Source organism: Deltaproteobacteria bacterium (assembly GCA_016219225.1).
GTDB lineage: Bacteria > Desulfobacterota > RBG-13-43-22 > RBG-13-43-22 > RBG-13-43-22 > RBG-13-43-22.
In genome coordinates, this window is sequence record JACRBX010000038.1 from 1 (window position 1) to 12,452 (window position 12,452).

Annotated in this window: 12 protein-coding genes and 1 tRNA gene; 5 read left to right on the forward strand and 8 right to left on the reverse strand. The window is 49.3% G+C overall.

The features are described 5' to 3' along the window. Nucleotides 1–22: 22 nt before the first annotated feature. A tRNA-Arg gene (locus tag HY879_02655) sits at nt 23–99 on the reverse strand. 166 nt (nt 100–265) lie between these two features. Here HY879_02655 and HY879_02660 point away from each other — a divergent pair. After that, nucleotides 266–562 carry a YggT family protein gene (locus HY879_02660; protein ID MBI5602231.1) on the forward strand — a complete coding sequence of 99 codons (297 nt, stop codon included), beginning with the start codon at nt 266–268 and terminating at the stop codon, nt 560–562. Nucleotides 563–642: 80 nt separating this feature from the next. Beyond that, nucleotides 643–918, forward strand: coding sequence for a DUF167 domain-containing protein (locus HY879_02665; GenBank protein ID MBI5602232.1), 276 nt, complete (start codon nt 643–645; stop codon nt 916–918). On the opposite strand, the gene HY879_02670 is transcribed toward HY879_02665, so the two are convergent. From HY879_02670 to HY879_02700, 7 genes are all read right to left on the reverse strand, one after another. Further along, nucleotides 887–1,090, reverse strand: coding sequence for a hypothetical protein (locus HY879_02670; protein MBI5602233.1), 204 nt, complete (start codon nt 1,088–1,090; stop codon nt 887–889). The genes HY879_02665 and HY879_02670 overlap by 32 nt on opposite strands. A gap of 232 nt (nt 1,091–1,322) precedes the next feature. Further along, nucleotides 1,323–2,333, reverse strand: a complete 1,011-nt coding sequence (locus HY879_02675; protein ID MBI5602234.1) for a radical SAM protein — start codon at nt 2,331–2,333, stop codon at nt 1,323–1,325. A gap of 251 nt (nt 2,334–2,584) precedes the next feature. Next, nucleotides 2,585–3,001 carry a universal stress protein gene (locus tag HY879_02680; GenBank protein ID MBI5602235.1) on the reverse strand — a complete coding sequence of 139 codons (417 nt, stop codon included), beginning with the start codon at nt 2,999–3,001 and terminating at the stop codon, nt 2,585–2,587. A 116-nt stretch (nt 3,002–3,117) separates the two neighbouring features. Then, nucleotides 3,118–4,659, reverse strand: coding sequence for a putative sulfate exporter family transporter (locus tag HY879_02685; protein MBI5602236.1), 1,542 nt, complete (start codon nt 4,657–4,659; stop codon nt 3,118–3,120). A 656-nt stretch (nt 4,660–5,315) separates the two neighbouring features. Continuing rightward, nucleotides 5,316–6,110, reverse strand: a complete 795-nt coding sequence (locus HY879_02690) for an inositol monophosphatase (GenBank protein MBI5602237.1) — start codon at nt 6,108–6,110, stop codon at nt 5,316–5,318. After that, nucleotides 6,107–7,129 carry a rod shape-determining protein gene (locus HY879_02695; protein MBI5602238.1) on the reverse strand — a complete coding sequence of 341 codons (1,023 nt, stop codon included), beginning with the start codon at nt 7,127–7,129 and terminating at the stop codon, nt 6,107–6,109. The genes HY879_02690 and HY879_02695 overlap by 4 nt, the downstream gene beginning before the upstream one ends. A 16-nt stretch (nt 7,130–7,145) precedes the next feature. Further along, the gene (locus HY879_02700) at nt 7,146–8,126 is read right to left on the reverse strand and encodes a GAF domain-containing protein (protein MBI5602239.1); all 981 of its coding nucleotides are present in this window, start codon (nt 8,124–8,126) and stop codon (nt 7,146–7,148) included. A gap of 158 nt (nt 8,127–8,284) precedes the next feature. Between HY879_02700 and ispG the strand changes: the two genes are divergently transcribed. From ispG to HY879_02715, 3 genes are all read left to right on the forward strand, one after another. Continuing rightward, nucleotides 8,285–9,391 (forward strand): flavodoxin-dependent (E)-4-hydroxy-3-methylbut-2-enyl-diphosphate synthase, encoded by a 1,107-nt coding sequence (ispG, locus tag HY879_02705; protein MBI5602240.1) that lies wholly within the window; start codon nt 8,285–8,287, stop codon nt 9,389–9,391. Nucleotides 9,392–9,635: 244 nt separating this feature from the next. Next, entirely contained in the window at nt 9,636–11,354 is a 1,719-nt protein-coding gene (locus HY879_02710; GenBank protein MBI5602241.1) for a proline--tRNA ligase, read from the forward strand. Nucleotides 11,355–11,471: 117 nt separating this feature from the next. Continuing rightward, on the forward strand, nt 11,472–12,452 hold a 981-nt coding region (locus HY879_02715), incomplete at its 3' end, for a bifunctional (p)ppGpp synthetase/guanosine-3',5'-bis(diphosphate) 3'-pyrophosphohydrolase (GenBank protein MBI5602242.1).

The following is a 12,452-nucleotide window of genomic DNA, read 5'->3' on the forward strand; positions in this document are numbered from 1 at the left end:
AGGTCAGAGGGCTTCTTAAATCTGGTGCGCCCGGCCCGACTCGAACGGGCGGCCTGCGGATTCGAAGTCCGACGCTCTATCCGACTGAGCTACGGGCGCACGAAAGGTACCATACTAAAAAACGGTTTCAAATTCAAGAAAATCAGGATAGTAGGCAAAAATGGAGAAAGTTAATTTAAATAGACACTTATTCTTCTTGAAAGGCTTTTAAAGGTATGTTATTAAAAATTATAAGATAAAATTTTTGTTCGGGAGCCTTTCAAAAATGTTCGTCTTTGCAAATTTTTTAATCGCCATTGCAAAAATCCTGGATATTCTGTTGACGGCCTATACCTGGATCATTATTGCCCAGGCTATTATTTCCTGGGTCCGACCGGATCCCTACAACCCCATTGTCCGGTTCCTTTTTTCCGTTACCGAGCCGGTTTTAAGACCCATCCGGCGCCGTTTGCCCGTCTCCTGGGGGGGATTTGATTTTTCACCTATTCTGGTTCTGCTGGTGATCGTCTTTTTGCAGGAATTCCTGATAAAAAGCCTGATTCAATTAGGTCTGCGGATGTGAGCAGCCTTCAAAAAAAAAACGACCCCCCGACTGCTCCCCTTTCAAACGTCCCTCCCTTTCTGAGACCCCATCCCGAGGGAATGCTCTTTAACCTCTGGGTTCAGCCAGGAGCCAGGAAAACAAGCTGGTCCGGTCTCCACGGACAAAATTTGAAGTTGACGGTCCAATCCCCTCCGGTCGAGGGGGCGGCCAATCAAAGCTGTATTACCTTTTTAGCCCACTGGTTCGGGGTTAGAAGGTCACACGTTATTCTTCTCAAAGGGGAAAAGTCTCGTTCGAAGGTATTTCTGGTGAAAGGTCTGACTTTAGATCAATGCCGGTCCCTTATTCCAGGCCAACATCAGGATCTGCCGTGATAACAGAAGGATAATAGTCGTCTGGTATCTCCAGGTCGAACCATTGTTTTTTAGCCAGGGCACAACGGATATTCAAGGCACAATACTTTAAACAAATCGGGTCGATCCGATTAAAATGGCTGAAACAATCAAAGCGGCCATGTAATTGCTCGGCGGTAAAGAGCTTTTTCATAAATTCCTCCCATAAATAAAAATCGTATGGAAAAGAGGGATCTTACGTTGAACAACACAGAGGGATTCCTTAAAAAAAAAATTTGGAAGATTTAGAGCGAAGTCTTTAAGGAAAAGCGTTGCTTGGTCAGTATAGTAGCTTAAGCCGGCCCATTTGTCCAGACAAAAAGGGAGACCCGGATAGAAAAAGGGTCTTTTACTGTTTAACTTATTGTTTTTTTAACATTTTATTTCTATGCCCGGCTGAGCTTCGGGCAGCCGGTGCAGGCAGTCGGATGGCCTTTTCCGGAGAAGGAGTGCCTGAAATCTTTGTAAGTGCCCCTGGCCCAAATAGCCAACGGGGATTTTTCCTGTATGTTCCCGAAACTCAATCGGGTATAAGGTCGTTTCCCGTCCGGTAAGTAATGGAATTCGCCGCTTACCGGGAGGTTGGTATAAACACAAGGGGTTACAGCCCCATCAGCGGCCAGGCAGAAGGCCTTTTGGACGTTCTCTTTACAAAACAGCCCTTCCCGGCCAAAGGGGGGCAGGTAGTAATGAATCGAAAGTCCTCTCTTTTCGCCTTCCCGCACAATAGACTTAAAATAGGATTCCGTTTCCTGATATTCGCTAAGGGATGAAGATCGGATCGTCTGGGAGACCAGTTCTTCGGAGGCCACAAAATCAAGGGTACTCAGCACCACCTGGCTCACCCCCATTTCTGCAAATAGACGAGGTATTTTTTCCAGTTCTTTCAGTCCCGAGCGGAGGACCAGGTAGGCTATATGGATAGCCGGTTCCTTTCGGGCCCTTTTTATTTTTTCTTTTCCAAGGGTTTCAATAGCTTTTATGACTTTGGACCACCTTGTGCCTTTTCGGATGGCATCATTACTTTGGGCATCTGTTCCGGCCAAAGAAAAGGCAATGATGTCTATCCCCGTTTCTATCAGGCGAACGCTCCTCTCCTGGTCCAAGAGCATCCCATTGGTGGTCGTGCTTATTTGCAGGCCTGCTTTTTTGGCCAGAGAGGCCATTTTAAAAAAATCCGGATGCAAAAAAGGTTCTCCCCAGCCTTGAAGATGCAGATGGCGGGCCTTTGAAAGAAGGGGTTTTAATTTCATAAAAAACTCGAGGGGCAAATGCAGATCGACCCAGGAATTTTTGTAGGCGGTCCTGGGGCAATAAATACAGGCGGCATTGCAATAAGTGGTCAGTTCAACCTGTATCCAGTCGAAATGAGGAGAGAAAAAGGGGGAGAGGCGCATTCATCCACTTCCAGACCAAACTCTCATGCCCCGGGGGGACACCACGAAGCATGAAAAACCGAATATCGAATATCGAATATTGAATGTCGAAGAAGAGTTTCTTTTATATTCCGGACTCCGAACTCTTAACTCCGAACTATTTTCGAATTGAAAGAAAAGCGACGACCTCCAAGCAACTAAAATCCCTGGTAAAAAATTATTCGGACAGGGCGGCATAAAGGGCCGCCCGTCCTCTTTCTCATGAGTTTTAATTATCTGGCGATATATACGGAGCAGGGGGCATGTTCGGCAACCCTCAGTGAAACACTACCCAGGAAAAATTTTTTAGCCCCGTGTCTACCGTGGGACCCAATGACCACCAGATCCATTTTGTTGTCCTTTGCAAATTTGACGATCTCCTCTGCCGGTCGTCCTTCTTTTACAACCGTCTTGATCTGAACCGGTTCCTTAGATACTTCTCCTTTGATCTTATCCAAAAGATCCTTGGTTTCAGTTCTCAAAGAACTGTCGAACAATGAACATTCCTTATCCGTAATACTGACCGGACATACCGGTTCCGTCACGGAGAGGATCACCAATTCACCTTTCTCCTTGGAGGTTATCTCAATGGCCTTTTTTAAGGCCTTTTGGGATGCATCTGACCCGTCGTATGCCAAGAGGACCTTCATTTTTTCCCTCCTTTCGAATTATGAACAGCGTTTCCTGATTCGTTTAGCCCGGGTTCCTCCGGGCAATCTATTTTGGCCCGAACCATTGCCAGACCAGGGTTTTTGCCTATCACCATTTACATCCTCGGAGGTTCAAAGAAATATCCACCAAAAATAAGATAGGCCAGGATCAAAGTCCAAATAATATTTACGCTTTGGGCCACGACAAAGGCCAGGGCCGGTTTTCCACCGCCCATTTCCACCAGATCGGCAAAGCGTGTCTCCAAGCCGATGCAGGTGAAGGCCAGGGCGAACCACATGGTTCGCAGCCATCCCAGGGGGCCCTTAACGGCGCTTATAGTTTCGGGTCCGAGAAAAAACGAAAAAACTACCGAGGCGATGATAAAGCCGAGCACGAACTTAGGGAACCGAAACCAGATTTCCATAAGGCTCGGTTTTTCACCACCGGGGACCTCAGCCGCTTTCTTAAGGGTCCAGACTATGGAAAGGATGAAGGCGGCCACACCGATCAGGACATTCTGGCTCATCTTGACAATGACACCGATCTTCATGGCTACCTCGCTGATCAGGGCGCCGGCTGCAACCACTGATCCGCTGGTGTCCAGGGTTCCGCCGATCCAGGCCCCGGCCACCACATCGGGCATACTGAAATATTTGGCGATAATAGGTTGGAGCACCAGCATGGGGACAGCACAAATCAGCACGATAGAGGTCACATAGCTCAATTTCTTGGGGTCGCCCTTGACCGCACCGGAAGTGGCAATGGCCGCAGAAACACCGCAAATCGATACGGCACTGGACAGCATGGCTGAAAATTCCTCATCGATGCCGAGCTTGCGGCATAACCAGTAGCTGAAATACCAGATTACGGCGACCACCAGTACGGCCTGAACAATCCCGTAGGCACCGGCTTCGACAATTTCTCCGAAGAGGATACCGGATCCCAGAATGACCAGCCCTGTTTTGATGTAAAATTCCGTCTTGACGGCCGGTTTAAGCCATTCGGGAAGTCCGATAACGTTACTGACAAAGAGCCCGATAAACAGGCACCACAGGACGTATTCAAGACCATAGTAGTTGATGGTAGAATTCCCTGCTAAAAACAGGGAGATCCAGGAGAGGATGTAGACAGCGGGAAACCCCGCAATAAAAAGCCCGGCCTTTTCACCCATAAAGGCCATGGCAATGACGCTCAGAATAAGGTAACCGATACCCAAATAAATGGACCACAAAATATTTTCGGCTGAAAACACTTTTCCCAAAAGCTGGCCGGCAGACCCTCTGATCTCTTTGGCGGTTTTGGCGGACTTCTTTTTCAGACCCTCGTCTTTGACGGTTTTGGCCCCTTCTTCCAATTTTTTGGCTGCTCCGCCTATGGCTTTTCTATCGCCTGTTTCCATGACCTTTTGAAGTTCGAGGAGCGACGGTTGTAAGGATGTCTCCCCCTTTTCCTGGGCGCTCTTGATCAGTTTTTCAACAGCCGGTCTGGACTCTTTGAGGTATGAACCAAATGCGCCTTCCGTGGTCCATTTGAAAGACGGGGTTTTGATTTTAACCCCTAAGAGCATCAGGATAATGATAAGAAATCCTATCCAGACCGCCAGCCATTCTTCTTTTTTCCAAAGACTGCTCCAGTCAATACCTTGCTTCTCTGCCATAATCCTTCCTCCCATTTTTTAGAAGAAAACGAACGACATCAGCTTGCAAGATAGCTCAACAACAAGCCGGCCCAATCCTTATTTTCTCATTTAGTCCGATAAACCGGTGATCACCTCCTTTTTAGAACTATTTGAAGCGTGACTTGTGAAGCGTGAAGCGTAAACCGTAAACCGTGAAGCGTGAAGCATAATTTCCGAGAGTATGGGTTTTTATACTTGAAACTTGCATCTTGAGACTTCATTTTCGTATTAAACCGCCATGCCCCGCCTTTTGGGGCATGGCACCACGAAGCATGAAAATAGGCTCCTTGGAAGACGGATACTATTTTCGTATTAAACCGGTTCGGATTATAAAACAAGCCCTAAGGGGGGGCAAGAAAAAAAACCGGATAAGTTAATGGCCGAAAGTATAAAAGGGGGGGGCAGGGGTCAGGGATCGGGGGACAAGATCAGGGGTCGGGGGTCGGTTGAAGAGAAAGTTGCCTGTTTCAAGTTGCAAGATGCAAGTTTCAAGTGAAAAACCTTGAACTCTTTCCAGGGGTTCCGCTTTGAGCTGGGAGCTTTTTTCTTGAAGCTATTTTCATGATTCGCGGTGTCACGCCACTATCGTGGCCTGACGGTTTAGTTCGAAAAGGCTGGGGGGAGATGAGGGGAGGTCAGGAAACAGGCAGCGTTTTGGTATTCAGGATTTGGACCATTTCCGAATGAATCAAACCATTGGTCGCCAGAATTTGTTTTTTGTTGATTTGAAAGGGGTGTCCGGCAAAATCAGAGATCTTACCCCCGGCTTCTTCCACGATGAGTACTCCGGCAGCCGTATCCCAGGGTTTCAGGTATTGTTCCCAGAATCCGTCTATAATCCCTCGAGCCACCCAGCAAAGGTCCAGGGCGGCTGACCCGGGCCGGCGAACCCCTTGAGCCCGGATAATGACCTGTTCAAAACGTTTCAGGACCGGGCCATGGGTTTTTTCGATATTATAAGGAAATCCGGTGGCTAAAAGACTTTGAGAAACCTTGGTCCATGACGATATCCGTATGGGGCGGCCGTTGAAAAAAGCCCCTTGACCTTTTAAGGCCCAGTAGGTTTCCTTAAGTACCGGGTTGTAGACGATTCCGAGAAGGGGGACCTTTTCGTAGGTCAAGGCCAGGGAAACACAAAAAAAAGGAAAGCCATGAACGAAATTGGTAGTCCCGTCTAAAGGGTCGAGGATCCAGCAATAGGGAGAAAGACGGCGTTCTATCCCGGATTCCTCGGCCCAAAAATCAAATTCCGGGAACCGGGGCTGGAGTTTGGAAAAGACCGTTTCCTGGGATTTAAAATCCCATTCGGTGACCAGATCGATGGGTCCCTTTTTTTGAACGTTTTTCTTCTGTCGGAACCCTTTGGTTAAGACCTTGCCGGCCTCTAAAACGGCCTCCCTGGCGTCTTGAAAAGCCTGATCTAAGTTCAATTAATAAATACCTTTGTGTAATGGTCGGTTTCCATTAAGGCCTTTCCGGCCCCCATAACCACCGAGGTCAAGGGGTCTTCGGCAATAAGGATCTTAAGACCCGTTTCTCTTTCCAGGAGTTTATCCAACCCCTTGAGCAGGGCCCCACCGCCGGCTAAAGTCATTCCCTCGCGGCTGATATCCCCGGACAGTTCGGCCGGGGTCTTTTCCAAAGCCCTTTTGACGGCATCGACAATGGCCCAGATGGGTTCGGCCATCCCTTCGCGGAGATCCTTGTCGGTTATTTGAATGGTCCGGGGGATTCCGGAATAGACTTCTTTTCCTGAAACCGGGAAGGGTTTCGGTTTATTCAGGGGATAAGCCGAACCATATTCGATTTTGATCTGTTCGGCGGTATTTTCTCCGATCTGTAAATTGAATTTTTTCTGCATATAATACATGATGGATTCATTAATTTCATCACCGGCCACCCGAATGGATTCACAGTAGGCGGTGGAAAATAAATTGATGACGGCCACTTCCGTCGTCCCCCCTCCGATGTCAACGATCAAGTTGGCCTGGGTGGATTCGACCGACATGCCGGCCCCAATAGCAGCGGCCATGGGTTCTTCGATCAGATAGATGTCTTTGGCCCCTGCTTCCAGGGCCGATTCAACCACAGCCCTTTTTTCGACCATGGTAATGCCGGATGGGACACCGATGACCAGATTAGGCCGAAAAAATTTGGATCTTCCCCGAACCTTCGTGAGAAAATATTTGATCATTTCCCGGGTGATCTCAAAGTCGGCAATAACGCCGTCTTTCATGGGGCGAATCGCTGAAATGCGAGGAGGCGTTCGACCTAAATAGTCTTTGGCCTCCTTACCGACCGCCAGAACCTGGCCGTTTTCATTATTGATAGCGACAACGGAAGGTTCATTGAGAACAATCCCTTGATTTTTTTTAAAAATAAGTGTATTGGCCGTACCGAGATCCATGGCCATATCTTCGGAAAAAAGGCCGAAAAGTTTGCGTATCAGCATAGGGGTGTTCGACTCACAAGTTCATCAAAAATAGGATTGAAGTGATAATAGTCTGGCCGGCCGAGACCAGGGCCTGAATTTCATCCTCCTGCCAATCATTTTCCCGGTGGCCGATCAAATTCATTGCCCCATATAACTTGCCGAAAAAACACAGGGGCAACCCGATGTAAGATTGAAAATGCATACAAGGGTCATCCGGGAAAAATACATAAGATTTATGGGTCCTTGGTTTCATGGAACGCCGTACTAAAGGCTTTTTCTCACGAATGACCCATCCGGTCAACCCCATTTCTATGGACAGGACATTTTTTTTTAAAGGGGCCGTCAATGTCCCGTCCGAGGCCACTATTTTGTAGCGGTCTCCCTTCTTGGGGACTAAAACCAGGAAGGCGGCATCGGTATTGGAAAAGAGCCGGCAACGACTCAGCACCTTCTGGTAATATTGATTTAAATCTTGCTGTTCATGGGAAAGGGCGTTTATAGCATTAAAAAAATTAAGAATACGATTTTGTTGACTTTCTTTTTTCCCGATCCATTGGGCATGAAGTATCTGGAGGACCTGCCAGGCGAAATCCTGGAGGATCTTTTGGTCCTTGTCGGTAAAAACATAGTTGCGTTTGCTGTCGATGCAAAGGACGCCAACTTCCCCTACGGGAACGGCGAGAAATGATTTAATCTTTTCATCCCGCAGATAGAGTTTTAAGTTCCGGGTATCCCGATCAAATTGAGCAATATTAACCGGTCGTTGATTTTTAGCCACCCAACCGATTAAACTATCTCCCATCTGAAGGCTGGTATCAGGGTTGATATGAAGGCTAAGGCTCTGATGATTTCTCAGGGTGAGTTTATTTTGTACCGGATCAATCAGGAAGAGTGCCGTGGTAAAGGCCTCGGTCACGTTACTGATGAGTTGAATGAGTTCCTTCAGTCCAAAGTCGGGGGCGTATTCCATCTGGGGAGGAAAAGGCATTTTAAAAAATGGATTAAAATCCATTGCATAATATGTTATAAGAGAATTTACTTTGATTCAGGCCGTTCAATCCTGCATCATTAACATCTAACGTATTTGCTTCCCGTTGTCAATTTTTTTTGGAAAACAAGACCATGGCTTAAATCTGGCGGCCTTCTCCGCCTTTATGATGAACGGATCTTATGCAACTGAATGACGAAAATAAAGGCCTGGCTGGTCCCTCGCGGCGCAAAACGGTTACGGTTTCCCTTGGGGATGTCAAGATCGGCAGCGGGCATCCCGTAGTGGTTCAGTCCATGACCAGCACGGACACGCATGATGTAAAACGGACCTTAAGGCAGATCAGAGAGCTCAAAAAAGTCGGCTGCGAGTTGATACGGGTTGCGGTTCCGGATCATAAGGCCGTTCCGCCGTTAAAAGAAATCATCCAAAAATCCCCTTTGCCGGTAATCGCCGACATCCATTTCGATTATCGTTTGGCCCTGGAAGGCATGAAAGCCGGGGCGGCCGGTATTCGAATCAACCCGGGCAATATCGGGAGACCGGATAGAATCGCCCGGATTATCGAGATGGCCCGGGAAAAAGAGGTCTGCATCCGGATCGGGGTGAATGCCGGTTCCCTGGAAAAGGATTTGGGATTCAGGGGCGGCCCGAGCCAGGCCGAGGCCATGGTTGCCTCAGCTTTAAAGCATATCGCTTTTTTTGAAAAAAGAAATTTTAAGAACCTTAAAATTTCCTTAAAATCCTCCGATGTGCTCCAAACCATCCGGGCCTATCAATTGTTAGCCGAAAAGGTGGATTACCCTTTTCATCTGGGGGTTACGGAGGCCGGGACCTTGCTTTCCGGAACCGTCAAATCCGCTTTGGGGATCGGGCTCCTTCTTTATCAAGGGATCGGCGATACGTTGCGCGTCTCTCTGACAGCCCCTCCCCGGGAGGAAATCCGGGTGGCCTATGAAATACTCAGGGCCTTGGGTTTAAGAAGGCGGGGGATCGAAATTATTTCCTGTCCTACCTGCGGCCGGTGTCAAATCGATCTTCTTCCACTGGTTAAAAAAGTGGAAAGGGCGGTAAAAAAATATACCCGGCCGCTCAAAGTGGCTATCATGGGGTGTGTGGTCAATGGTCCCGGGGAAGCCCGGGAGGCCGATATCGGTATCGCCGGGGGGAAAGGTCTGGGGCTCCTCTTTGCCAAGGGGCGGATGATTCGAAAGGTCCCTGAGGGAGATCTGCTGGAAAGCCTTCTGGGAGAAATCGACAGGATGATGAAAAGGTTTGTATCAGTTTAAGCTTTTTGTAAAACTGTTTTCACCGCAGAGACGCAGAGGTCGCAGAGAATAAAATTATGGATTGTCGGTGAGGGGCCGGCAATCCATAAGCTTCGCTACCCCACGGGTATTTTTAGGCCGGAGGCTGGAGTTGGTTAGAACAATCCCGCCTCTCACGGGATTGTTCTAAGAAATTTCTCTCTGCGTTCTTTGCGTCTTTGCGGTGAATAAAAATTCATTTTATGAGTCAGGAGAACCGATAACCATGTTTTATTCCCAATTGTATATTCCTACATTAAAAGAAAAACCCACAGAGGCTGAAATTGTCAGCCACCAGCTCATGCTCCGGGCCGGCTTGATTCGAAAATTGGCCTCCGGAATTTATAGTTTTTTGCCTTTAGGGCTCAGGTCCCTGCGAAAGATGGAAGCCATCATTCGGGAAGAGATGGAGCGGGGCGGGGCCCAGGAAGTCCTGCTGCCGGCCCTGCAGCCGGCCGAACTCTGGCAGGAAAGCGGCCGCTGGGACAAATATGGAAAGGAGTTGTTGCGGCTTCGGGATCGTCATAACCACGACTATTGTTTAGGGCCGACCCATGAGGAAGTGATCACCGATCTCATCCGCCATGAAATCCGTTCTTATCGGCAACTACCGGTTAATCTCTATCAGATCCAAACCAAATTTCGGGATGAGATCCGCCCCCGGTTCGGGCTGATGCGGGGCCGGGAATTCGTGATGAAAGACGGCTACAGTTTCGACCGGGATGAAGAAGGGGCCGGCCAGACCTATCAAAAGATGTTTGAGGCTTACCGGAGGATCTTCCAGCGCTGCGGCCTCCTTTTTAAGGCCGTGGAGGCCGACAGCGGGGCCATCGGAGGAAGTTATTCCCATGAATTTATGGTTCTGGCCGAGAGCGGCGAAGATGCCATCCTGGCCTGTACGACTTGCCAATATGCCGCCAACGTGGAACGGGCCGAGTCCATTGACGGGTTCCAGGTCGATCCCAACGAAGAACCAAAAGCCCGGGAAAGAAAATCCACTCCGGGACAAAAAACCGTAGAAGAAGTGACCCGGTTTTTGTCGATACCGCCACAGCGGCTGGTCAAGACCCTGATCTATCAGACCGAAAAAGGGCCGGTGGCGGTCCTGGTTCGAGGGGATCAGGAAGTCAATGAAACCAAGTTGTCCAAACACCTGGATTGCCAGGAGTTGGTTCTGGCCGATGCCCAGACGGTTCAACAACTGACCGGGGCCCCGGTGGGATTCGCCGGAGCCGTGGGCTTGTCCCTGCCGCTCTGGGCCGATCAGACCCTTAAAGGGCTTAAAAATTTTGTCATGGGGGCCAATGAAGCCGATGTCCATTGGATCAATCTTAACTGGGAGACCGATATCCCCTTGCCCCGGTCGGTTGATCTGCGGCAGGTGTTGCCCGGAGAGCCCTGCCCCAGGTGTCAATCTTCCTTAAAAGCCTATCGGGGGATCGAGGTGGGACATGTCTTCAAATTAGGCGACAAATATTCGAAATCCATGAAGGCCACCTATCTGGATGAACAGGGCCAGGAACAATTGATGATTATGGGCTGCTATGGGATCGGGGTCGGCCGGACGGTGGCGGCCGCCATTGAACAGAATCATGACAAGGACGGCATCGTCTGGCCCATGGCCTTGGCGCCTTTTCAGGTTATCATCACTCCGGTGGAATGGAGCCCGGGATCTGAAACCCATCTATTGGCCCAAAGCCTGTATGCAGACCTCCGGCAGGAGGGGATAGAGGTGCTTTTGGACGATCGCCCGGAAAGACCGGGGATCAAATTCAAAGATGCCGATTTGATCGGAATCCCGTTGCGGATCACCATCGGACCGAAAGGTCTGGCCGAAGGAAAAGTGGAGGTCCGTCAAAGGCGCAGCGGGGAGGTACAAAAAGTGGAAAAGGGAGAGGTCATCCGGATGATTAGAGAGATCGTCGCCGGTGCTTTGAATGCCTGATCTGTAATTCAACGGGAAAGAAAGTTCAGAGTTCGGAGTAATTAGTTCGGAGTAAAATTCCCTTCACTCCCCACTCCGAACTCCGAACTCATAACTCCAAACTATTAAAGCCAAGTCATGATCCGTATCAACACCATCATCGACCAGATCCTATCCTATTGGCCTAAGGCTGATATCGATCTGATCCAGAAGGCCTATATCTTCTCAGCCCAGGTGCATGAGGGACAGAAGAGGCTTTCCGGGGAGGCCTATCTTTCTCATCCTTTGGAGGTGGCCTGGATATTGACCCAGATGAAGATGGATTTGGTCACCATCGCTGCCGGCCTCCTCCACGATACCATCGAAGACACCCTGGCGACACCGGAAATCATCGAGAAAAAGTTCGGTCCTGAGATCCTGCACATCGTCAATGGGGTGACCAAGATCAGCGCCATTCATTTCCAGAGCCAGGAAGAACGGCAGGCCGAAAATATCCGGAAAATGATCCTGGCCATGTCCGATGATATACGGGTCATTATGGTCAAGTTGGCCGACCGGGTACACAATATGCGGACCCTGGGTTTCCATCCTCCGGAAAAGCAGAGGGCCATTGCTCAGGAGACCCTGGATATCTATGCCCCCATTTCGGCCAGGCTGGGGATGCGTCGCATCCAGACCGAATTGGAGGACCTCTGCCTTTATTATCTGGAGCATGAGGCCTATCAAACGATTAAAGACGGCGTGGCCAAGAAACGGGAGGAAAGGGAACGGTATATCCGGGAGGTCAAAGACCTGCTTCAGAAAAAAATGGACTCCGTAAATCTCCCCTGCCGCGTGGAAGGGCGGCCGAAACATTTCTATAGTATCTATCAAAAAATGATCACCCAGAACCTGGATATCAGCCAGCTCTATGATCTGATCGCCTTCCGGGTCATCGTAAAGGAAGTGGCCGCCTGTTATGAGGCCCTGGGCCATATCCATTCCCTTTGGAAACCGATCCCCGGGAAGTTTAATGACCATATCAGCCTGCCTAAGGCCAACGGTTATCAATCCCTGCACACCAAGGTCATCGGCCCCATTGGAGAACGGATCGAGATTCAGATCCGGACCGAAGAGATG

Bases quoted from the DNA above. Each gene is read 5' to 3' on its own strand.
- HY879_02665 (MBI5602232.1), top strand. From the start codon at position 643: ATGCTCTTTAACCTCTGGGTTCAGCCAGGAGCCAGGAAAACAAGCTGG.
- ispG (MBI5602240.1), top strand. From the start codon at position 8,285: ATGCAACTGAATGACGAAAATAAAGGCCTGGCTGGTCCCTCGCGGCGC.
- HY879_02700 (MBI5602239.1), bottom strand. From the start codon at position 8,126: ATGGATTTTAATCCATTTTTTAAAATGCCTTTTCCTCCCCAGATGGAA.
- HY879_02680 (MBI5602235.1), bottom strand. From the start codon at position 3,001: ATGAAGGTCCTCTTGGCATACGACGGGTCAGATGCATCCCAAAAGGCC.
- HY879_02670 (MBI5602233.1), bottom strand. From the start codon at position 1,090: ATGAAAAAGCTCTTTACCGCCGAGCAATTACATGGCCGCTTTGATTGT.
- HY879_02660 (MBI5602231.1), top strand. From the start codon at position 266: ATGTTCGTCTTTGCAAATTTTTTAATCGCCATTGCAAAAATCCTGGAT.
- HY879_02685 (MBI5602236.1), bottom strand. From the start codon at position 4,659: ATGGCAGAGAAGCAAGGTATTGACTGGAGCAGTCTTTGGAAAAAAGAA.
- HY879_02675 (MBI5602234.1), bottom strand. From the start codon at position 2,333: ATGCGCCTCTCCCCCTTTTTCTCTCCTCATTTCGACTGGATACAGGTT.
- HY879_02710 (MBI5602241.1), top strand. From the start codon at position 9,636: ATGTTTTATTCCCAATTGTATATTCCTACATTAAAAGAAAAACCCACA.